Genomic DNA, 21,350 nt, shown 5'->3' with positions numbered 1-21,350 from the left:
CCGCCCCCGCCGGCAGCCGGCGCGGGCACCGCCAACGCCGGCGCAGCACGCGCCGCAACCGCGCCGCCGAGCGCCGACGCCGCCGCGCCGCAGGCCGAAGACAGCCTGCTCGCCGCCTCGCTCAAGGGCCCCAACCGCTACTGGGCGTTGCTGACCTTCTTCGGCTTCGGCCTGCTGCTCGCCTTCACTCCCTGCGTGCTGCCGATGGTGCCGATCCTGTCCGGCCTGATCGTCGGCCAGGGCCCGGGCCTGGGCGCGCGCCGCGCCTTCGCCCTGTCGCTGGTCTATGTGCTCGCCAACGCGGTGGTGTTCACCATCGCCGGAGTGATCGCCGGCCTGGTCGGCGCCAACCTGCAGATCGCCTTCCAGACGCCGTGGGTGATCGTGCTGTTCGCCCTGCTGTTCCTGGCCCTGGCCCTGTCCAGCTTCGGCCTGTACGAACTGCAGCTGCCGGCGGCGCTGCGCAACCGTCTGGGCGAGATCAGCAACCGCCAGCGCGGCGGTTCCTGGCTGGGCGTGGCGGTGATGGGCGCGCTGTCGGCGCTGATCGTCGGCCCCTGCGTCGCCCCGCCACTGGCCGCGGCGGTGCTGTACATCGGCCAGACCCGCGATCCGCTGTTCGGCGGCGCGGCGCTGTTCGCGCTGGCGATGGGCATGGGCGCGCCCTTGATCGCATTCGGCGTCGCCGCCGGCCGCGGCCTGCCGACCAGCGGGCCGTGGATGGTCGCGGTGCAGCGCGCGTTCGGCCTGGTGTTCGTGGGCATGGCGGTGTGGATGCTGTCGCGCATCCTGCCCGGCGCGCTGACCCTGGGCCTGTGGGGCGCGCTGCTGCTCGGCGCGGCGGTGCTGATCGCGCTGTCGGGCGGCGGCCGCAGCCAGGCCAACGGCCTGCGCGCCTTGGCCTGGCTGGCCGCGCTGCTGCTCGGCTTGGCCGGCGCGGCGCAGGTGCTCGGCGCCCTGGCCGGCGGCAACGACCCGCTGCGCCCGCTGGCCGGCCTGCGCGGCGGTGCCGCGCATCCGGCCGAGCTGCCGTTCCGCAAGATCAAGTCCAGCGCCGATCTCGACCGCGAGATCGCCGCCGCCCAGGCCGCCGGCAAGCCGCTGATGCTCGACTTCTACGCCGACTGGTGCGTGGCCTGCAAAGAGATGGAGAAGTACACCTTCCCCGAACCGCAGGTGCATCGGGCCCTGGACGGCTTCGTCCTGCTCAAGGCCGACGTGACCGCCAACGACGAGCTCGATCAGGCGCTGATGCAGCGCCTGGGCATCATCGGCCCGCCGGCGACGCTGTACTTCGTCGCCGGCGCGGAACGCCGCGAGCTGCGCCTGTTCGGCTTCGAGAAGGCACCGGCCTTCGCCGAACGCGCCACGCGCGCGTCTGGGCCCTGAGGCCGCGCCGATGGCGATCCCGTCCAGCCTCAAGATCGTCGCCGTGGCCGTGCTCGCCGGCGGCATCGGCCTGCTCGCCGGCCAGTGGGTCGGCGGCGGCGGCCTGCTGACCCGCACCGAACTCGGCCAGCGCGCGCTGCAGGCCTGGTACGCGAAGGACGCGCCCAAGCCGCCGGCCGGCCTGGCCGTGGCCCAGCGCGGCGCCGCGGTGCCGAGCCTGACCCTGCCCGGCCTCGACGGCCGCCCGCTGTCGCTGCCGCAGGCGTATGCCGGCCGGCCCTTGCTGGTCAATCTATGGGCCAGCTGGTGCGGGCCCTGCATCAAGGAAATGCCGGAACTGGACCGCTACGCGCGCAGCCAGGACGGCAGCGGCGTGCAAGTGATCGGCATCGCCCTGGACGACCGCGATTCGGTCGCCGCCTTCCTGCAGCGGGTGCCGGTCGGCTATCCGATCCTGCTCGACGCCCCGGGGCCGCGCGACGCCGGGGTGCGATGGGGCAACCCCAAAGGCGTGCTGCCGTACACGGTATTGATCGGCGCAGACGGCACACTGCTCAAGCAACGCATCGGCCCGTTCGCCGACGGCGAGATCGAAGGCTGGGTCGACTAGGGCGGCTGGCCGCCAACGGCGGCGAACGTCGCCGAAACGATGCGTGACCCCGCTTGCAGTGCGCGATTGCAGCGGCCGCCACGATCGCAGCGGAAAACGGTCGCGTCCCGCCGTTCCGGTACTTGCCAAGCGCCCGGATACGGTCTAGAGCAGGCACTCAAACAACTGCTTAAAACGCCGCAACTTCGTCGATTTGGCGGGCAACTTCTGGACAGCTGCGCGCTGGTGACGCACACTGCCGCCCTTCGAAGGCTACCCGCCCCGGTCCGATGGCCCAGCTCCTGGTGTTGCACGGCCCCAACCTGAACCTGCTCGGCACGCGCGAGCCCGAGGTCTACGGCCGCACCACCCTGGCCGAGATCGACGCCGACCTGCGCCAGCGCGCCGAAGCGGCCGGGCACCGCCTGGACAGCCTGCAGTCCAATGCCGAGCACGCCCTGGTCGAGCGCATCCAGGCCGCTCGCGGCGACGGCACCGCGCTGATCCTGATCAATCCGGCCGCCTTCACCCACACCAGCGTGGCGATCCGCGACGCCCTGGCCGCGGTGGCGATCCCGTTCATCGAGGTCCACCTGTCCAACCCGCACGCCCGCGAGCCGTTCCGCCGCCACAGCTACGTCAGCGATCTCGCCGTCGGCGTGATCTGCGGTTTCGGCGCCGACAGTTACCGCTACGCGCTCGAAGCTGCCATCAAGCGGCTGGCATCCTGAATCCAACCGGGCCGCGCCCGCGCGGCCCGCCCGACGAATCCCACTTGAGGCCCGCTCCATGGACCTGCGCAAAATCAAGAAACTGATCGACCTGCTCGAGGAATCCAACCTCGCCGAGATCGAGATCAAGGAAGGCGAAGAATCGGTCCGCCTGGCCCGCGCCCCGAAGGGCGGCTACCCGGCCGCCGCACCGGTCCAGGCCGTCTACGCCCCGCCCCCGGAGCGCCCGGCCGCGCCGATGCCGATGCACTCGCCGACCGAAGCGGCCACCGGCGGCAGCGCCAAGGCGGTCGGCAGCGACCTGCCCGACGGCCACGTCGTGCGCGCGCCGATGGTCGGCACCTTCTACACCTCGCCGGCTCCGGACAAGCCCGCCTTCGTCAGCGTCGGCCAGACGGTCAAGGCCGGCGACACCCTGGCGATCATCGAAGCGATGAAGATGTTCAACCCGATCGAAGCCGACGTCTCCGGCACCGTGCTCAAGATCCTGGCCGAAAGCGGCCAGCCGATCGAGTTCGATCAGCCTCTGTTCGTAATCGGCTGAGCCGATTACGACGGGATTGGGGATTCGTGATTCGGGATTCGGACAAGCAGCGGCCGCACGAGCGCCTGGAGGTATGGCGCGATGCGATGGCGTTGGTCGAAGGGGTCTATCGCCACTCCGACGCGCTTCCCGATTCCGAGCGGTTCGGTCTGACTGCGCAACTGCGACGCACCGCCGTCAGCGTGCCTTCGAACATCGCCGAAGGCGCCGCGCGTCGATCGACCCAGGAGTACTTGCGTTTCCTGTCGATCGCCCGCGGCTCGCTGGCCGAGTTGGACACGCAGCTGCAAATCGCCGAACGCCTGGATTTCGTCGCGCCCGATCCGCTGCTCGCTCAGTTGCTCGACCGTACCTTCGCCCGTCTGAACGCCCTGATCAGAACGCTCGACTCCGGCCCACGCACGATCCGCGAGCCCTCCGCGGCTTACGAATCCCAAATTCCCAATCCCGAATCCCATGCTAGATAAAGTCGTCATCGCCAACCGCGGCGAAATCGCGCTGCGCATCCTGCGCGCGTGCCACGCCCTCGGCATCCGCACGGTCGCGGTGCATTCCACCGTCGACCGCAACCTCAAGCACGTCGCCATGGCCGACGAATCGGTCTGCATCGGGCCGGCGCCGTCGTCGGAGAGCTACCTCAACATGGCCTCGATCATCGCCGCGGCCGAGGTCACCGACGCCCAGGCGATCCATCCCGGTTACGGCTTCCTCAGCGAGAACGCCGACTTCGCCGAGCGCGTCGAACAGTCCGGCTTCGTCTTCATCGGCCCGCGCGCCGAGACCATCCGCCTGATGGGCGACAAGGTCGAGGCGATCCGGGCGATGAAGGAGGCCGGCGTGCCCTGCGTGCCCGGCAGCGGCGGCCCGCTCGGCGACGACAACGCCGCCAACATCAAGATCGCGCGCGAGATCGGCTACCCGATCATCGTCAAGGCCGCCGGCGGCGGCGGCGGCCGCGGCATGCGCGTGGTCCACACCGAAGCCCACCTCAACGCCGCGATCCAGACCACCAAGTCCGAAGCCAAGGCCGCGTTCGGCAACGACATGGTGTACATGGAGAAGTTCCTGGAGAACCCGCGCCACGTCGAGATCCAAGTGCTCGCCGACGGCCAGGGCAACGCCATCCACCTCGGCGAACGCGACTGCTCGATGCAGCGCCGCCATCAGAAGGTGGTCGAGGAAGCGCCGGCGCCGGGCATCAGCGCCGAGCAGCGCGCCGAGATCGGCCGGGTCTGCGTCGAGGCCTGCATCCGCATCGGCTACCGCGGCGCCGGCACGTTCGAGTTCCTGTACGAGAACGGCCGCTTCTACTTCATCGAAATGAACACCCGCATCCAGGTCGAGCATCCGGTCACCGAACTGGTCACCGGCATCGACCTGGTGCGCGAGCAGCTGATGATCGCCGCCGGCCGCAAACTGTCGATCAAGCAGGAAGACGTGGTGCTGGAAGGCCACGCCATCGAATGCCGGATCAACGCCGAAGACCCGGAAACCTTCATGCCCTGCCCCGGCCTGATCCAGCATTTCCACGCCCCCGGCGGCCCGGGCGTGCGCGTGGACAGCCACATCTACGAGGGCTACCGGGTGCCGCCGAACTACGACTCGATGATCGGCAAGCTGATCGTGCACGGCCCCGACCGCGAGACCGCGATCGCGCGCATGCGCGTGGCGCTCAGCGAGATGGTCGTCGACGGCATCAAGACCAACATCCCGCTGCAGCAGCGCATCCTGTCCGATGCCGGCTTCCAGCAGGGCGGCATGAACATCCACTACCTGGAAAAGCGGCTCAAGGAACAGAAGGAAAAGACGATCTCGATCGTCTGAGCCGCGGTCGCCACGGCACCGGAAAAAGCACGGCCCGCGTCGCAGGACGCGGGCCGTTTGCGTTTTCGCAGGCCGGACGCGGCCGCGTCAGCGACCGCGCGCGTCCCGACGCCGGTTCATCGCGGCACCGGCTCGACCCACGCCGCCATGCCCTCGATGTCGGCCTCGGTGAGATCGGTCGACGGCAGCACCCGCTTCGGCGCCTGCTTGTCGCCGCCCTTGCCGCTGGCCGGCACCTGGGTGCCCGGGATCGGCCGCACGCCGCCGCTCGAAGACGAGCTGACCACCATGACGTACTCGCTGGAGCCGTCCGGCCAGACCACCTTGAAGGTGCTGCCCGGCGGCAGCGACGAGAACGGCGCGCCGCTCTGGGCGCGGTACACCGCCGCGATCTGCGCCGCGCTGAGCGAACGCAACTCGCTCTTGGAGTCGACCGACGTCACCGCGACCCGCGACAGGTCGCGGTAGTCGTCGGCGAACACATCGATCATCACGCCGGCGGCGCCGACCGAGTACGCGCTGAGCAGCAGCGCCCAGAAACCGATCTTGGCCGTAGTTACGAAGTGCTTGCGATTCATTGCGCTGTCCTCTTTTCGCCGACCAGCGACTCGACCATTTCATCCACCACTTCCGCCCCCTGACGCGGGATCGCCGCGTCGTATACGAAGCCCGCGAAATCCTGGGTCGGATCCTGCGAGCAGATGCCGCCATTGGCGCAATACGAAGTCATCAACGAGCCGTTCGAACTGCAATCCTGGCCGAGCTGGCACGCCGCCAGCTGCCAGGCCAGTTCCGCGAATTGGGTGCCGGCCAGGCGCGAAGACCCGCTGCGCCGGCCCGACGACACGATGCCCATGCCGGGCGCCAGCGCCGAATAGGCCTCCGGGTCCTTCGAACGCAGCACCCGGTCGACCAGATTGGCCCGGTATTCCTCGGTCTTCTCCAGCGGCTTGCCGCTGGCCAGCAGCGAGGCCTCGGCGGGCAGGCTGCCGGCCTGGGCCGCTTCGACCCGCTTGAGGAACACCAGCTGATAATTGAGCCCGTCTTCCGGCGCGAAGCGCGCGCAACGGTCGCTGACCCGCTGCCGCGCGCCGGCCATCGCCGCCGAGGTGCGCAGCTTCATGGCTTCGATCGCGCGGGTGTCGGCGGCGTAGTCGACCGGCGCGCTGGAGTAGTTCGCGCAATAGTCGTAGACCCGGCTCAGCAGCCAGATCGCCTCCGGCTCGCCGGCCTCGGCGCGCGAACGGATCGACTGGGCATAGGCGAACAGGTCCGGCGCCTGCTCGAACTGGACCCGCAGCGGCGACGGCGACGCCGCGCCGACCGGCGCGGCCCGCGGCGCGATCGCGGCCACGGCATCGTCGCGCGCCACGTCGCCGCGCGCCGCCCGCGCCGTGGTCGGCAGGATCAGGTTCGGCGCGGCCGCGGTCGCCGCCGGCACCTCTACCGGACGGCGCGCATACACCAGGGCCAAGGCCAAGGCCGTCGCCCCCAACGCCGCCAGCACCGGCCACCGGCTCACGCGCGCCCCCGCGAACGCCGCGGACGGGCGCTGCTTGTAGTCGGACGTGCAGGCATCGGACATCAAGACCGTTACTCGGTGGGAAAGTAGCGACGCTGCGACCGGGCCGCAGCGCGGCGCCCCGGCGCCGGTGGGCGGGGCCGCACGGCGCATGGTGTGCTTCGCTGAGATGCCGATAGTAAGTCAAGCCGCGCGCCGATGCCTGCGCGCGGATGAACCGTGAACGGCGCCTCAGTTTGCCGGGCCGGCCGGCCACCGGCCGGACACCCGTTCAGGCTCAGTCGGCGCCGGCGGCCGGACCGTCGGCGGCGCAAGTCACCTCGTAACCGACCGCGGACGGTTCGTAACCCGGCTTGCCGTCCTCGGCCGCCTGGTATTCGCCGGCGGTGATCAGGGCCAGCGCATGCCCGGCCTCGTTGCGATAGGCGAAGCGGCAGTAGCCCATGCCCGTGCCGGCGCAATCCTCGACTTCGGGGTAAGCCCGGATCATGCCGCCGAGGAAGTTTTCCAACCCGTCCTCGCGCTCGGGCGGATCGCCGCGCCAGCCCTGGGCGAACAGGAGTTCGCGCGCCTTCGGCAGCTCCAGCCGCTCGATCCGCGGCACCTCCGCCTCGCCGCCGCAGTAACGGTCCAGCGCCGGCAGCGCCGCCAGCTCCAGCGCCTGCCCGCGGGCCAGCACCCGCGCACGCGCGGTGCGCCCGTCGCCGACGCGCAGTTCCGCGGCCGCGCCCTCCATCGCCGGGTTCTTGCCCTGGCCCGGATTCCACAGCCCTTGCAGGCCGCTGTCGGCTTCGCTGGCGTCCGCCTTGGGATCGAACAATTGCGCCACCGGCCGGCCGTCGCGGAAGAACAGCACCCGACCGCCGGGGAACGTACAGCCGATGCCGGCCAACATCACCGCCGGATGCGAGATGCCGACCACCCGGTAGCCGTTCCAGTCTTCTTCGGCGAACACGGCCCAACCGGCGTCGCGGGCAAGACCGCCTTCCTTCGAAATCGACTCGGGGCCGCAGCGGGTCGGGTCGTCTTCGCTGGGCAACGCCGCCTCGCCGGGGTTGGGCAGCGCGCTCAAGGCTTCCAGGCGCAGCCCGGGGAGCTCGCCGCGCACCTCGATCGCCGGGCCGGACGCCGGCGTTTGCGCCGGCTCGGCCGGCGCCGCGCTGGGAGCAGGCGCCGGCGCGGCGGCCACTGCGGCAGGGGCCGCCTCGCGGGTGCAGGCGGCGGCCAAGGCCAGCCCGCCGAGCAGGGCCCAGGTACGCAGGCGCGCGGCGGCCGGGACGGTCGGGAGATGCGGGTCCATGGCGTATCGCTCCTGTCGGTTGCGCGGCACGCTATCTGATCGCGCCGAAACGGGTCAATAATGGCCGCCGTTTCCGTCCCGCGCCGTGCCGATGCCCTTCCTCGAAATCACCCTGCGCTGCAGCGAAGCCGAACAGCCGCGCTACGAAGCCGCGCTGGACGACGTCGGCGCGCTCGCCGTGACCATGCTCGACGCCGATGCCGACACCGGCAACGAACACGCCATCCTCGAGCCGGGGGTCGGCGAAACGCCGCTGTGGCAGTCGATCGTGCTCAGCGCGCTGTTCCCGCACGATGCCGACGCGCTGGTGCTGCTGGCGGCGCTGGAGTCGTTCGATCCCGACCTGGAATGGACTCAGGTGCAGTTCCGCCGGGTCGAGGACCAGGATTGGGAACGCGCCTGGATGGACCAGTACGAACCGCTGCAATTCGGCCGCCGCACCTGGATCGTGCCGTGGAATCAGGAACTGCCGGAGGGCGCCGACGCCGCCGATGCCGCGGTGGTGCGCCTGGACCCGGGCCTGGCGTTCGGCTCCGGCACTCACCCGACCACCTCGCTGTGCCTGCAGTGGCTGGACCGGCTCGCCGACGACGGCGAACTCGTCGGCCGCCGCGTGCTCGACTTCGGCTGCGGTTCCGGCATCCTCGCCCTGGCCGCGCTCAAGCTCGGCGCGGCGCACGCGGTCGGCGTCGACAACGATCCGCAGGCGATCCTCGCCACCCGCGACAACGCCGAACGCAACCAGGTCGATCAGCGCATCGAGGTCCATCTGCCGCAGGACGAACCGGCGCAGCGATATCCGGTGGTGGTCGCCAACATCCTCGCCTCGGCCCTGGTCGCGCTCGCCGACACGCTGGCCGCGCGGGTCGAACCCGGTGGCCGCATCGCCTTGTCCGGCATCCTCGCCGGCCAGGAGGACGAGGTGCTGGCCCGCTACGCGCAGGACTTCGAACAGTTGCGCGCCGACCGGCTCGAAGACTGGATGCGGGTCACAGGCGTGCGCCGGCGCTGAGGCCTCGGGCGTGATTGAATAAACCGATGTTCGTCGCCTGCCCTCACTGCGGTTACCTCGTCGCGCTGATCGTCGGTCAAGACGGTCCGGCCCGTTCTTGTCCGCGTTGCGGCCGGGCGCTGCCCTCGGCGACGGATGCGGAGCCCGCGCCTGCGGCGTCGGACCTTGCCGCCGCGACAACGCAGGAGGCGAGCGCCGGCGTCGACGCCGGAACGACGCAAGCGGCCGGCGATGCCGCGCAACGCGTCGCGGCCCCGACGCCGGACAACGCGCAGGAGGGCGACGGCGACGAAGCGCGACCCGATCCGGGCGAAGCAACCCGCCCCGTGCAGGACGAGCCTGCGGACAACGGCTCGACGACGACGCCCGACGCGCTCGATACGCCGCTGCCGCCGCTGATCCAGGCCGCGCCCGAACCGGCGCCGCGGCGCACGCCGCCGCGGCGGCAAGGCAAATCCGAAACCGCGGTCGCCCATGTCCGCGCCCAGCCCAGCTTCGTGCGCAGCCGCGCACGCGCCGAAGCCGCCGCCGCGCCGTCGCGGCGCCCCTGGCTCGGTCCGCTTGCGGTGCTGGTGCTGGCGTTGGCGCTGGCCCTGCAATTGCTGCTCGCGCAGCGCGCCGAGCTCGCCGCCGACGCACGCTGGCGGCCGCTGGTCGCCGGCCTGTGCAGCGCATTGTCCTGCTCGATTCCGCCGTGGCGCGAACCGGCCGCCTTGACCATGCTCAACCGCAACGTGCTGCCGGTCGACGGCCGCGCCGGCGTGCTGCGCGTCACCGCCAGTTTCCGCAACGACGCGCGTTGGCCGCAGCCTTGGCCGATCCTGGTGCTGAGCCTGGACGACGTCGATGGCCGCCGGGTCGGGCAGCGCGCGTTCTCTCCACAGGATTACCGCAAAGGCCAGCCGTCCGGCGGACTGATCGCACCGGGACAGAGCGCGGCGGTCCAGTTCGACGTGCTCGAACCGGCGCCGCACGTGGTCGCGTTCACCTTCGACTTCCGCTGATTGCCGCCGTCGCGTTGTCTGCCGCGACTCCCGCGCGCTAGACTCCCCCTCCCGTCGGCGGGCGTGCAGCGAGCGCGCCGTACTGATCCCGGCGGACAGACACCTGCACGGGGACGCACTTGAACGCTCTCAACGACCGCAACGAAGCCGCCCGCTCCGGACCCCGCGTTCCGTTGCGCGATCATGTCGCGACTTCGATCCGTCGTTACCTGGGTGACCTGAACGGCAGCGGCACCGAGAATCTGTACGAGATCGCCCTGCGCGAACTCGAGATCCCGCTGTTCGCCGAAGTACTGCAGCACTGCGACGGCAACCAGAGCCGCGCCGCCGCGATGCTCGGCATCCACCGCGCCACCCTGCGCAAGAAGCTGCGCGAGTACGGTCTCGAGTAACGCCTCGCCGCCCTGTAGGAGCGGCGTAAGCCGCGACAACCGCAGCGGCCGAATACCACGTATTCCACCCGAGACCGCCGACAAACGGCCGTTTTTTGTGCGTCCTATTCTGCGCTCGCGGTCGGGCGCCGGTTTCGCACGTCCGGTCTTCGGCCGCAACGCTTGCGCACACCGCTGCGGTTGTCGCGGCTGACGCCGCTCCTACAGAAGGCGACCCGGCCATCCTTGGCCGGGTGTGTAGACGGACCAGCGCGCAGTGCGCGCGTACGGCGCTTCTATCGGCAGCAGGCTGCCATCCATGGCGGCGCATGCGCGGGCGTCGGAACGCCCGCTCCGGCCATCCTTGGCCGGGCGTGTGACCGAACCAGCGCGCAATGCGCGCTGAGCGGTTCGGTCACACCCACCAGTATCGGATCAAGTGGAAGAACACCGGCGCCGCGAAGCACACTGAATCGAGCCGGTCGAGTACGCCGCCGTGGCCCTCGATCATGTGGCCCCAGTCCTTGATCCCGCGGTCGCGCTTGATCGCCGACATCACCAGGCCGCCGTAGAAGCCCATCAGGTTGATGACCAGGGCCAGGGCCGCCGCCTGCCAGGGCGAGAACGGCGTGATCCACCACAACGCCGCGCCCAGCGCGGTCGCCGAGGCCACGCCGCCGACGAAACCCTCGACCGTTTTCGACGGCGACAACCGCGGCGCGATCAGGCGCTTGCCGCACAGCTTGCCCCACACGTACTGCAGCACGTCCGAGGACTGCACCACGATCACCAAGAACGCGATCAGCAGCAGGTTGCGCCCCTCGTAGCCGGGAATGCGCAGATTGATCAGCGCCGGCACGTGGGAAATGCTGAACACACAGATCATCAAGCCCCACTGCACTTTCGCCGTACGTTCCAGGTAGCGCGTGGTGTCTTCGCCGACCGTGGCCAGGATCGGCAACAGCAAGAACGCGTACACCGGAATCAGCAAGGTGTAGAGGCCGTACCAGTCGGTGTAGACCAGCCAGTACTGCAGCGGGAGGGCGAGGTAGAACGCCGCCAGCAGCGCGTAGTAATCGCTGCGCCGGGTCGGGGTCAGGGTGATGAATTCGCGCAAGGCGAACAACGACACCAAGGCGAACAGCACGATCATGCCGACCCGGCCGATCGCGAAGGCGACCCCGACCACCAGCGCCATCACCCACCAGGCGCGGATCCGCGCGACCAGGTTGGCGATCACCGCGCTGGGCCGGTCGCGGGTGCGCCAGCGCAGGAACTCGGCGATCGCGGTGGCGAGCAGCAGCACCGCCGCGACGCCGCCGAACAACAGCACCGAATGCGGCTGCGCGCGCAGGAACTCGATCATGCCGCACCTCCCTGGCCGTTCTCCGACAGCGCCAGCAAGGCGCCGCGCGCGCGCTCCAGGAATGCGTCCTTGCCCTCGTCGGCCTGCAACCGCAGGGTGTCGCCGAAGGTCGCCGTGCACAGCAAGGGCAGCGGCAACAGTTTGCCCTTGGGCATGACCCGGGCCAGATTGTCGATCCACACCGGCACGAACTCCAACTCCGGGCGGCAACGCGCCAGGTGGTACAGGCCGCTCTTGAACGGCAGCAGCGGTTCGTCGCTCTGGTTGCGCGTGCCCTCCGGAAACAGGATCAACGAACTGCCGCCGTCGACCGCTTCGCACAGGGTCTCGATGGCGTCGCGCGTGCGCTGCGCCGGATCGCGCTCGATCAGCACGCCGTTGAAGACTTCGCGGATCAGGTAGCGGCGCAGCCCGTCGCGCTGCCAGTACTCGGCGCCGGCCACCGGGCGCACGTCGCGACGCAACGCCGGCGGCAGCGCCGACCAGATCATGACGAAATCGCCGTGGCTGACGTGGTTGCCGTAATACACCCGGTGATCGGCCGAGGGCGCGCAGCGCCACAGCGCGCGCGCGCCGGTCAAGGCGCGGATCGCGCCGCTGAAGCCGGCGGCGAGCAATTGCGAAATCATCGCGACTCCAGTTCGCGCACGATCGCGCGCAGTCGTACCGCCACCGTCCAAGCCGCGCCCAACACCACCGCCGCCAGCGCGGCGGCGAGCAGCCAGGCCACCGCCGTGGCCTGCCCCAGGGCCAGGCCGACCGCAGCCAGAGCCGCGGCCACGCTCATCGCGATCATCCGCGGCCGCCGCGCCATCGGGCCTTCGCGATGTTCGCGCAGGCCGCAGGCCAGGCCGAGCACGCGCACATAGGCGGTGCCGACCGACAACAGCGACGCGGCCCAGCCCAGGTCAGGCCCCCAGGCCAGCCACGGCGCCAGGCCGTAGCCGACGCCGAGAAATATCAGCGCATCGGCGAGCCGGTCCGGCGCGTCGCTGTAGACCTCGCCGGCCTTGCCGACCAGGCCGCCGCGACGCGCCAGCAGGCCGTCGAGCCGATTGCACAGCAGCCGTCCCTGCAGGCACAGCGCGGCGAACGCCAGCAGCGCGGCGCCGTAATGCGGCGGGTCGCGCAGGGCGAACAGGAACGACAGGCCGGCCAGCGCGGCCAGCCCGATCGCAAACAGGGAAATCCCGTTCGGCGTCGCGCCGCTGACGCGCAGACGCGCCAGCAAGACCAGGCGCCAGCCGTGGCGACGCCGCATCGGTGTGGGTTCGCTCATCGCTCGTGCCCCGTGTTCAACTGCCGCAGCCGCCGCAACCGCCGCCGCCCCCGCAGCTGCCGCCGCCGCTGCAACTGCTGGTGCCGCTGCCGGAATCGCTGGAACTCGACGGCGTCGGCGTGCGCACCCAGTGGTAGTCGACCAGCGCGGTGCCGACCAGGGCCGAGCTGCCGGCCAGGGCCACGCGCGCGCCGTAGTCGCCGTAATCGCCGCGCTCGCGCACCCGACGCGCCGCGTCGTGCAGCGCCCAATCGCCGCTGCGGCTGCGGCGTTGCAGGCTGCCCAGGCGCACCACGGTCAGCAGTGCGGCCAGCAGGGTCAACACCACCAGAAACCCGACCGGCCGGTCGCGCGCGAGGCCGATGCCGATCTTGCTCAGTCCGAAGCCGATCAGTACGAGCATCGGCAAGGCCGCGACCGCGCGCGCCTGCCAGTCCTGCGCCGACGTCAGCCACCAACCCTGCGCGCGCATCGGTTCGGCCAGGCCGCGGTAGTGCGCTTCCAAGGCGCGGTGCGCGTCGTCGAGACGCTGCTTTCGCTGCACCAGCGCGGCAGCGGCCTGCAGCCGTGGCGGCAGCGCCGCGTCGGGGCGGTGCCGGCGCAGCCAGGCCCGCGAGGCATCGCTCCGGCTCGCCGCGCCGGAAAGATCGAGCTTGAATGCTTCGCTGCTCAGCAATTCGACGATGGCGACGTCGGCCGCGCGTTGGGGGCCGGCGGCCAGGAAGCCCAGCGCCACCGGATCGTCGACCGGGCGCTCGCTGCGCCGGTTCGGCCCGCGCAACGCGCGCTGCGCAGCGCCGCCGGCGACGAAGGTCCAGCCCAGCAAGGCGGCGTACAGCGCCAGGAACGCACCGCCGCGCCACTGCAGGGCATCGATCGTGCCGTGCGCGGCCGCGCCGAGCGTCAGCGCGGCCGCCGACAGCGCGCTCCAGATCCAGAAGGCTCGCCCGAGGCCACGCGGCTCCGACGGCCACGGCAAACCCGATGGCGGCTGCGCCGCCGCGGCCGGCGCGGACACCGGCTCCGGTTCGGCCTCGCCCCAGAACCGCACCGGCGGCTCGCCGAAGAAAAAGCCGTAGCTGGTGCAGGTGTCGCGGTACTGGCGGCGATGACGCTCGTCCTCGTCGGCACCGCCGCGCGAGGGCGCGTGATGCAGCGGCCGCTGCAGCACCTGCGGGCAGAACCGCTCCCAGTAGTCGCGAGTGTCGGTGACGTGGACATGCCAGACCCGGTCGACGAACCGGCTGGGCGTCACCGCATGCCCGGCCTCGATCGCCAGGAAGCAGAAGCGCCGGTACTCCTCCAACGCCGCCAGGGCGGTCTCGCGGTCGCAGCCGCACTCGTGCGCGACCCGCGATACGAAGGCCTCGTCCGCATCGCCGCCGAAGCGGTAGTCCCGCAAGCGCTGCCACAAGGCCCGCTGCCCGGCGGTCCACGCGTGGGTTCCGCTCATGCACTCGCTCCGGCGATGCGTCCCAACCAGGTCCCGTCCAACACGAAAGCTCCCGCCAACAGCGCCCACTGCAACAACAGCGCGGCCGCCTGCCGGCGCAGCAAACCCAACGCGCCGCGCCAGCGCGCGGCCCAGTCGCGGCCGGCACGCGCGGCCGGCAACAGGCCCAAGCCGATCAGGCCGGCGTCCAACCGCAGCGCCGCAGCCGCCTCGTCTTCCCCGTCCGGTGCGGTCTCGGCCAGCGCCTGCAGCAGCCGCGCATCGAAATCGACCCGCAGTGCGTAATAAGCCTGCATCAGCGCGGCGACCACGCTGCCGAGCAACACGGCCGTCCGCAACGGCGCCGTCGACCACCACAGCCCGGCCAGCGCCGCCGCGAGCAACCACAATGAGATCGCGCGCAGCCAGCGCCCCTGCGCCAGCATAGCGGCCATCGCCCGCCATTCGAACGGGCCGGCGTTCAAGCGGCTTCGCCTCCGACCGCCGCGGCCGGCATGGCCGTGTCGCCGTCCAGGCAGGCCTGCAGGGCACGTCGATGGGCCGGGCCGAGCACGATCGCCGGACGCGCCCGGCGCAAGGTTTCGATCGCCGCATCCAGCGAATGCGCGCGGCCGCTGCGCAGCAGCCACGCCGCCACCGCCGCGGCGCTGCGCGAGTAGCCCAGCGCGCAACAGACCAGGACTTCGCCGCGCGCCCGCAGGCGCTCGATGTCCTGCGCCGCCTCGGCGAGCTGCACCGGCGTCGGCGCGACCAGATCCAACATCGGCCGCACCGCATCGCCCTCGCGCCACACCGGCAAGGACAGTTCGGCGCTGCAGTCGACGATGCCGGCGAAGGCGCCGCGCTCGCCCGCGCCCGGCACCCGGCCGAGCCAGACGCCGTCGGCGACCGCCACCGGCTGCGGCGCGCGCCGCGTCCACCAGCGCGAATTGAGCCACGCCGCCAGCAGGTACGGCGCGAACAGCCAGCGCGCGGCCATGCTCAGACGGCCGTCGGCGCGCTTCTGGAAGCCGTTCGCGCCGAGCAGGGCGTAATTGATCGCGACCAGCGCCAGCGACAACGCCGGCCACAGCAGCCACCACGCGGCGCCGCGCAGCCACCAGGCCGCCGCCGCGCACGCCGCCGCGCCGAGCGCGTACAGCGCCGCCAGCTTCCAGCGCTGCGCGTCGCGCGCCGGGTCCAGGCCGCGCCACGGCGCCGGCGCGCGTTCCGGCCACAGCCATACGCACAGCCAGCCGGCCAGCAGGCCAGTGGGGATGTCGACGAAGTGGTGCTGATACGTGGTCAGCACCGACACGCCGATCAGGGCGAACCAGCCGTGCAGCAGCCAGCGCCAGGCGCCGTGCAGATGCGCGGCGAAGCGCACCCACAAGAGGATCAGCAGCACGATGTGCAGCGACGGCGCCTGATTGAAGGGCTTGTCGAAGCCCAGCAGCACGTCGAACAGCCAGCCGAACACGCCGTCGCTGTCCGGACGCTGGAACGAGAAGCGCAGCGGCCACAGCAGGAAACAGGCGATCGCGATCGCCTGCGCGGTCAACAGGCGCAGGCCCTGGGTGTCGAGCTCGCGGCGGTCGCGGCAGGCGAACAGCGAGATGCCGTAGAACAGGTCGATCGACCAGTACGGCACGATGGTCCAGGCCCAGAACGGAATCGCCCGCTCCCAGTCGAACACGATGCTGGGCACGTCGGCGCGCGCCGCGGCCACGCCGTTGGCATAGCCGTAGCTGAGGAAGAACAGCGGCGCCAGCACCAGCAACCACAGTGCGGCGCGTCCCCACGGACGCCGCCCGGGCGCGGCGCTCATGCGCCGACCCGCTGCGCCAGCGACACGGTGAAGATGCCGAACGCGTCGATGCGCTGCTCGACCTTGCGGAAGCCGGCCGCGCGCACCAGATCGTCCATCTCCTGCTGGCTGCGCCGGCGCATCACCCAGGCCGCGCCGCCGCGGTGGCTGGTCAGGGCACGGGCGATGAACTCCAGCTGCGGGTGCCAGGGCTGGCCGGTGTAGACCAGGAAACCGCCCTCCGGCACCGCCGCGGCCAGGCCCTCGAGCGAGCGCCGCACCTGGTCGTTATCGGGGAACAGCTCGTACAGGCCCGACACCACCGCCAGGGTCGGACGCGGATCGAGCGCGGCCAGCGCCTCGCGGTCGAAGGCGTCGCCCTGGTCGAAGCGCGCCAGCGCGCCGGCGCCGAGCTGCTCGATCAGGGCCCGGCCCTTGTCGACGTTGAGCTCGCTGTAATCGCGCAGGCGCACCGAATCGGCCTGCGCGCCCTCCCCGGCCAGCGCCTCCAGCGCGTAGCGGCCGTGGCCGGCGGCGATGTCGATCGCGTGCACCGGCAGGCCGGCCGCGCGCAGCCGGCGCATCGCCTCGCGCAGCAGCTCGTGCAGGTGGGTGCGGCGCACGCGGATGCCGCGCCAGCCGATCGCGTCGAGGTAGTTGCGGTCGACCATCCGTCCGAGCGGCCCGGCGCCGCGCGCCTGGTTGCGGTAGACGTAGTCCAGGCTGCTGCCGGAGTCGAAGCCGGTGTCCAGGCCGAGCTTGATCCCCTCCGACAGCTTGCCGCCGAAACGCAAGCCGGCGCGGACGAAACGCCAACGCAGGTCGGCCAGCGACCAGCGCTGCGGCGGCCAGCTCAGCTTCTCCGATTCCTCGAAGCTGGGGCCGCTGCGGTGCGCGTCGGCGAGATCGGCGCGGCGCAGCGGCTCGGCGAAACGCGCCTGCAGGAAGCTGCGGATGCGGTTGACCGCGGCCGCTCGGCCCTTCTCGCCGAGGGTGTCGTGGTAGAAGCCGTCGAGCAGGTGGCGCTCCTTGATCGGCGCGCCGAGGTTTTCGTAGAAGCGGTCCTGCGGCCCGCGGTGGACCACGAAATCGGAGCCCGAGACCAGCAGCTGGGTCGGCACGGTGATCGCCTGAGCGTCGGCGACGATGCGGTCGGCGGCCTCGTACAGGCCCAGCAGCACCCGCACCGAGATCGGCCGGGTGATCAGCGGGTCCTTGCGATAGCTTTCGACCCGTTCCGGGTCGTGGGTCAGCCATTGCGGCTGTACGTAGCTGTTGACGAAGAAGTTGCCGCGCAACGTCTGCATCAGCTTCAGGCCGGGCCGCGCGAACGGCACGTACAGCTTGACCTTGAAGGCCGGCGACGCCAGCACCAGCGCACGCAGCCGCGGCGCGTAGTCGTGCGCCCAAGTGGCGGCGACCACCGCGCCGACGCTCTGCGCGACCACGGCGGTGTCCTCGACCGCGATGCCGTGCTTGCCGCCGATGTGGGCGACGAAGCGGTCCAGGTCGCGCACCAGCGCCTCGAAGCCCGGCGCGTCGCCGCGCTCGCCGGGCGAACGGCCGTTGCCGCGCGCGTCCCAGGCGAACACGTCGTACTCGGCCAGATTCAGTTCGTCGACCAAGTGCGCGACCCGGCCGGAGTGCTCGTGGCCGCGGTGCAGCAGCACGATCGCCCGGCGCGGCCCGCCGTCGGCGGATGCCTGCGCCGGCCAGTGCCGGTAAAACAGCTCGGTATCGTCGAAAGTGGCGAAATAGCGTTCCTGCGCTTCCCTCACGGGCGTTCTCCCTGTCGTTCTGCAACCGCGTCCTGCGCGGCATGATGCCGCAAACCGGCACGCACGCGGCGCACCACCGTCCACGCGCACAGCGCGCTCAGCAATACCAGCGCCGCATTCACGGTCGCCGCGCCGATCCAGCCGGCCGCCAGCAGCACGCCGAGCAGGCCGACCGCGAAGGCGCGGTCGCTCTTGCCCATCGGGCCATCGTAGCGGCGCGGCGCGCCGATCATCGGCCCGAGCACGCCGGCGTATTCGGTCAGCGCCGCCAGCACCACGAAGGCGATCATCGGCGCGGTCATCAGTCCGGGCACGGCGAACAGGGCCAGGTAGAGCGCGCTGTCGGCGATCACGTCGGCCAGTTCGTTGAGGTAGGCGCCCAGCCGCGACTGCTGGCCGAACTCGCGCGCCAGCATGCCGTCGATGGCGTTCATCGCCATGCGCAGGAACATCCACCCCGGCAGCAGCAAAAACAGCGCTGGCCGCGTCGTCGCCCCCAAGCCCACCGCCGCGGCCACCGCGAGCGAGACCAGGGCCGCGGCCACGGTGACTTGGTTGGCGGTGGCGCCAAGCGCGTGCAAGCGCCGCACCAGCGGCCGCAGCAAGGCTTGGAAGCGTCCTTTCAAAGCGTAGATCGAGGCCATCGGCTCCTGCGTTCCTTCGCGCCCGGTGGGGCGCCGGCGGACAGCTTAGCCGCTGCGCGCAACCTTGGGCCCCGGCCGGGCGCGCCATCGATGCGGTATAGCGCCAGTAGCCCGGGCGGGACGCGGGGCGGCACCGGGTCGCCGCAGGGCGGGAACAAATCCCCCCTCCCCCCTTTTTTTCGAACCGGGCCGGGAGGATGTGCCTCGGCCTTCCCCCTCCCCCATACCGCCCTGAACGGACCGGCCGCCCGCCCCCGGCGGCTATAATTCCCGCGCCCTTCCGCAGCCTCCCTCCCCGCAATGACCTCCGACCGCTCGACCGGCTCGCCGGTGAAACTCCGTCGCGCCCTGCTGTCCGTGTCCGACAAGACCGGCCTCCTCGATCTCGCCCGCGCCCTCGCCGCGCACGGCGTGGAACTGTTGTCCACCGGCGGCACCGCCAAGGCGATCCGCGACGCCGGCCTGGCCGTGCGCGACGTCTCCGAAGTCACCGGCTTCCCCGAGATGATGGACGGCCGGGTCAAGACCCTGCATCCGATCGTGCACGGCGGCCTGCTCGGCCGCGCCGGCACCGACGACGCGGTCATGGCCGAACACGGCATCGCCGCGATCGACCTGCTGGTGCTGAACCTGTATCCGTTCGAGAAGGTTTCCGCCGACCCGTCGTCCTCGTTCGAGGACATCATCGAGAACATCGACATCGGCGGCCCGGCGATGCTGCGTTCGGCGGCGAAGAATTTCGCCCGCGTCGCCGTCGCCACCGACCCGGCCCAGTACGCCGGCCTGGTCGCCGAACTCGACGGCAACGCCGGCGCGCTGTCGGCCAAGACCCGCTTCGCCCTCGCCGTGGCCGCGTTCAACCGCGTCGCCCAGTACGACGCGGCGATCAGCAACCACCTCTCGGCGATCGCCGAAGACGGCAGCGCGCAGACCTTCCCGGCGCAGCACAACGCCAGCTTCGTCAAGGTCATGGACCTGCGCTACGGCGAAAACCCGCACCAGCAGGGCGCGTTCTATCGCGACCTGTACCCGGTGCCGGGCACCCTGGCCACCTTCGCCCAGCTGCAGGGCAAGGAACTGAGTTTCAACAACCTCGCCGACGCCGACGCGGCCTGGGAATGCGTGCGCCAGTTCGAGCGCCCGGCCTGCGTGATCGTCAAGCACGCCAACCCTTGCGGCGTGGCCGAGGGCGTGGCCTGCGGCGACGCCTACGAACTGGCCTACGCCACCGACCCGACCTCGGCCTTCGGCGGCATCATCGCCTTCAACACCAAGCTCGATGCCGCCACCGCCAAGGCCATCCTCGACCGCCAGTTCGTCGAGGTGCTGATCGCCCCCGACTACGAGGACGGCGCGGTCGAATACGCCAAGAAGAAGGCCAACGTGCGCGTGCTGCGCATCCCGCACGGCACCGGCCGCAACCTGCACGACGTCAAGCGGATCGGCTCGGGCCTGCTGGTCCAGAGCAGCGACCTGCGCGAAGTCGGCCGCGACGAGCTCAAGGTGGTCAGCAAGCTCGCCCCCACCGAGGCCCAGCTCAACGATCTGCTGTTCGCCTGGCGCATCGCCAAGTTCGTCAAGTCCAACGCCATCGTCTACGCCCGCGACCACCGCAGCATCGGCATCGGCGCCGGGCAGATGAGCCGCGTGGTCAGCGCCAAGATCGCCGCGCTCAAGGCCGAGGAAGCCGGCCTGGTCGTGCCGGGTTCGGTGATGGCCTCCGACGCCTTCTTCCCGTTCCGCGACGGCATCGACGCCGCCGCGGCGGCCGGCATCAAGGCGGTGATCCAGCCGGGCGGCTCGATGCGCGACAGCGAAGTCATCGCCGCCGCCGACGAGCACGGCCTGGCGATGGTGTTCACCGGCGTGCGCCACTTCCGCCACTGAGCCCGAACGCGGGGACGCCACGCGCGTCCCCGCGGCCGCGACCATGACGACCGTCGCCCCGACCCGCCGCCCCGTCCTGCGCGCCGCAGTCGTGCGCAAGCTGCTGGCGCTGGGCCTGATGCTGCTGGTCCTGGCCGGCTGGGGCGCCTGGCAGTACTTGCGCCGGCAGTCGGTCGACAGCGAAACCCTGGGCCCGCTGCCGTCGGACCGCCAGGCCATGACCGTGCTGCTGGTCGAACCGGACGTGACCCTCGGCATCGACGCCGGCCTGCGCCGCGACCACACCGCCTCGCTCGCCCGCGCCCTGGCGCGACGCCTGGACGAGGCCGGTTATCGCACCCAGTCATTGTCCGCGCGCAGCGACGAGGAGCGCTTCGGCCAGACCGCGCAGGGCCAGGACCGCGATGCCGCCGCCGCTCATCAAACGCGCATCGCACAGGCGATCCGTGACTTCGCCGCGCCGGTGCTGCGCGTCTCGCTGGCCGATCAACGAATGGACGGCCGTCGCGTCGCCGAGCACACCTACCGGGTCGAACTGCTCGAGCCGCAATCGCTGCAACCCGCCTGGCGCGCGACCTTGACCTGGCGCGAGGGCCGCTATCAATCGATCGCCCTGCTCTGGCACCTGCGCAAGAACCGCCTGCCGCCGCCGCAATGGGACAGCCTCGCCGACCTGGCGATGCAACGCCTGCGCCGCGACGGCGTGATCGGCCAGAGCGCCGTCATCCGCTGACCCAGCTCTCTGTAGGAGCGGCGTAAGCCGCGACCAACCGAAGCGGCGCAATACCACGCCACAACCCGAAGCCCGGAAGCCGCGAAACGAAGAAGCCCGGATGTCCGAGCTTCGGTGTCTGCGCTTGCGTAAACCGCT

At 71.2% G+C, this 21,350-nt stretch carries 21 protein-coding genes and 1 pseudogene; 11 read left to right on the top strand and 11 right to left on the bottom strand.

Going from position 1 to position 21,350, the window contains the following annotated elements; genetic code table 11:
* From dsbD to accC, 6 genes are all read left to right on the top strand, one after another.
* Positions 1-1,389: protein-disulfide reductase DsbD (gene dsbD, locus TX83_RS01200; RefSeq protein WP_141233296.1), on the top strand; the 1,389-nt coding region annotated here is incomplete at its 5' end.
* Positions 1,390-1,399: 10 nt separating this feature from the next.
* Positions 1,400-1,999: a TlpA family protein disulfide reductase gene (locus TX83_RS01195; RefSeq protein ID WP_075574922.1), complete on the top strand. Its 600-nt coding sequence runs from the start codon at positions 1,400-1,402 to the stop codon at positions 1,997-1,999.
* A 269-nt stretch (positions 2,000-2,268) separates the two neighbouring features.
* A complete protein-coding gene (gene aroQ, locus TX83_RS01190) occupies positions 2,269-2,709 on the top strand; it encodes a type II 3-dehydroquinate dehydratase (RefSeq protein ID WP_064746093.1) in 441 nt (146 codons plus the stop codon).
* A 58-nt stretch (positions 2,710-2,767) separates the two neighbouring features.
* Entirely contained in the window at positions 2,768-3,253 is a 486-nt protein-coding gene (gene accB / locus TX83_RS01185; RefSeq protein WP_064746092.1) for an acetyl-CoA carboxylase biotin carboxyl carrier protein, read from the top strand.
* A gap of 26 nt (positions 3,254-3,279) precedes the next feature.
* Positions 3,280-3,720: a four helix bundle protein gene (locus TX83_RS01180; protein ID WP_064746091.1), complete on the top strand. Its 441-nt coding sequence runs from the start codon at positions 3,280-3,282 to the stop codon at positions 3,718-3,720.
* Positions 3,710-5,077 carry an acetyl-CoA carboxylase biotin carboxylase subunit gene (accC, locus tag TX83_RS01175; RefSeq protein ID WP_064746090.1) on the top strand — a complete coding sequence of 456 codons (1,368 nt, stop codon included), beginning with the start codon at positions 3,710-3,712 and terminating at the stop codon, positions 5,075-5,077. Before TX83_RS01180 ends, accC begins: the two co-directional genes overlap by 11 nt.
* A gap of 227 nt (positions 5,078-5,304) precedes the next feature.
* On the opposite strand, the pseudogene TX83_RS01170 reads toward accC, so the two are convergent.
* The 3 genes and pseudogenes from TX83_RS01170 to TX83_RS01160 all read right to left on the bottom strand — a co-directional run.
* Positions 5,305-5,655: pseudogene (locus tag TX83_RS01170) on the bottom strand (hypothetical protein); the annotation flags it as partial.
* Positions 5,652-6,518, bottom strand: a complete 867-nt coding sequence (locus TX83_RS01165) for a hypothetical protein (protein ID WP_428992526.1) — start codon at positions 6,516-6,518, stop codon at positions 5,652-5,654. The gene TX83_RS01165 and the pseudogene TX83_RS01170, both read right to left, overlap by 4 nt.
* 358 nt (positions 6,519-6,876) lie before the next feature.
* On the bottom strand, positions 6,877-7,899 hold the full coding sequence (locus TX83_RS01160) for a hypothetical protein (protein WP_064746089.1): 1,023 nt from the start codon (positions 7,897-7,899) through the stop codon (positions 6,877-6,879).
* 91 nt (positions 7,900-7,990) lie between these two features.
* Here TX83_RS01160 and prmA point away from each other — a divergent pair, with 91 nt between their 5' ends.
* The 3 genes from prmA to fis all read left to right on the top strand — a co-directional run bounded on the left by prmA (position 7,991) and on the right by fis (position 10,307).
* Complete coding sequence (gene prmA, locus TX83_RS01155) at positions 7,991-8,911, top strand: 50S ribosomal protein L11 methyltransferase (protein ID WP_064746088.1); 921 nt, start codon at positions 7,991-7,993, stop codon at positions 8,909-8,911.
* A gap of 326 nt (positions 8,912-9,237) precedes the next feature.
* Positions 9,238-9,915: a DUF3426 domain-containing protein gene (locus tag TX83_RS01150; RefSeq protein WP_075574924.1), complete on the top strand. Its 678-nt coding sequence runs from the start codon at positions 9,238-9,240 to the stop codon at positions 9,913-9,915.
* A gap of 119 nt (positions 9,916-10,034) precedes the next feature.
* Positions 10,035-10,307 carry a DNA-binding transcriptional regulator Fis gene (fis, locus tag TX83_RS01145; RefSeq protein WP_031370276.1) on the top strand — a complete coding sequence of 91 codons (273 nt, stop codon included), beginning with the start codon at positions 10,035-10,037 and terminating at the stop codon, positions 10,305-10,307.
* Positions 10,308-10,701: 394 nt separating this feature from the next.
* Here fis and TX83_RS01140 read toward each other — a convergent pair whose 3' ends face one another.
* The 8 genes from TX83_RS01140 to TX83_RS01110 are packed head-to-tail and all read right to left on the bottom strand — an operon-like array spanning position 10,702 to position 18,592.
* Positions 10,702-11,652 (bottom strand): phosphatidate cytidylyltransferase, encoded by a 951-nt coding sequence (locus TX83_RS01140; protein ID WP_064746087.1) that lies wholly within the window; start codon positions 11,650-11,652, stop codon positions 10,702-10,704.
* Positions 11,649-12,281 carry a lysophospholipid acyltransferase family protein gene (locus TX83_RS01135; RefSeq protein ID WP_064746086.1) on the bottom strand — a complete coding sequence of 211 codons (633 nt, stop codon included), beginning with the start codon at positions 12,279-12,281 and terminating at the stop codon, positions 11,649-11,651. The genes TX83_RS01140 and TX83_RS01135 overlap by 4 nt, the downstream gene beginning before the upstream one ends.
* On the bottom strand, positions 12,278-12,931 hold the full coding sequence (locus TX83_RS01130) for a CDP-alcohol phosphatidyltransferase family protein (RefSeq protein WP_064746085.1): 654 nt from the start codon (positions 12,929-12,931) through the stop codon (positions 12,278-12,280). The genes TX83_RS01135 and TX83_RS01130 overlap by 4 nt, the downstream gene beginning before the upstream one ends.
* A 16-nt stretch (positions 12,932-12,947) precedes the next feature.
* Positions 12,948-14,384, bottom strand: a complete 1,437-nt coding sequence (locus tag TX83_RS01125; protein WP_064746084.1) for a TIGR04222 domain-containing membrane protein — start codon at positions 14,382-14,384, stop codon at positions 12,948-12,950.
* Positions 14,381-14,848 (bottom strand): hypothetical protein, encoded by a 468-nt coding sequence (locus TX83_RS23130; RefSeq protein ID WP_064746083.1) that lies wholly within the window; start codon positions 14,846-14,848, stop codon positions 14,381-14,383. The genes TX83_RS01125 and TX83_RS23130 overlap by 4 nt, the downstream gene beginning before the upstream one ends.
* Positions 14,845-16,191 (bottom strand): phosphatase PAP2/dual specificity phosphatase family protein, encoded by a 1,347-nt coding sequence (locus TX83_RS01120; RefSeq protein ID WP_064746082.1) that lies wholly within the window; start codon positions 16,189-16,191, stop codon positions 14,845-14,847. The genes TX83_RS23130 and TX83_RS01120 overlap by 4 nt, the downstream gene beginning before the upstream one ends.
* Positions 16,188-17,948 (bottom strand): bifunctional alpha/beta hydrolase/class I SAM-dependent methyltransferase, encoded by a 1,761-nt coding sequence (locus TX83_RS01115; protein WP_064746081.1) that lies wholly within the window; start codon positions 17,946-17,948, stop codon positions 16,188-16,190. Before TX83_RS01115 ends, TX83_RS01120 begins: the two co-directional genes overlap by 4 nt.
* Complete coding sequence (locus TX83_RS01110) at positions 17,945-18,592, bottom strand: CDP-alcohol phosphatidyltransferase family protein (RefSeq protein WP_064746080.1); 648 nt, start codon at positions 18,590-18,592, stop codon at positions 17,945-17,947. The genes TX83_RS01115 and TX83_RS01110 overlap by 4 nt, the downstream gene beginning before the upstream one ends.
* A 330-nt stretch (positions 18,593-18,922) precedes the next feature.
* Between TX83_RS01110 and purH the strand changes: the two genes are divergently transcribed.
* Both purH and TX83_RS01100 read left to right on the top strand, forming a co-directional pair.
* A complete protein-coding gene (gene purH / locus TX83_RS01105) occupies positions 18,923-20,479 on the top strand; it encodes a bifunctional phosphoribosylaminoimidazolecarboxamide formyltransferase/IMP cyclohydrolase (RefSeq protein ID WP_425606066.1) in 1,557 nt (518 codons plus the stop codon).
* Positions 20,480-20,522: 43 nt separating this feature from the next.
* Positions 20,523-21,212: a hypothetical protein gene (locus TX83_RS01100; protein ID WP_064746078.1), complete on the top strand. Its 690-nt coding sequence runs from the start codon at positions 20,523-20,525 to the stop codon at positions 21,210-21,212.
* The last annotated feature ends 138 nt before the right edge of the window (positions 21,213-21,350 follow it).

The organism is Lysobacter antibioticus HS124, assembly GCF_000336385.2.
Taxonomy (GTDB): Bacteria; Pseudomonadota; Gammaproteobacteria; order Xanthomonadales; family Xanthomonadaceae; genus Lysobacter; species Lysobacter firmicutimachus.
Note: the sequence above shows the minus strand (reverse complement) of the source record. Positions and strands in the feature narration are given on the sequence as shown.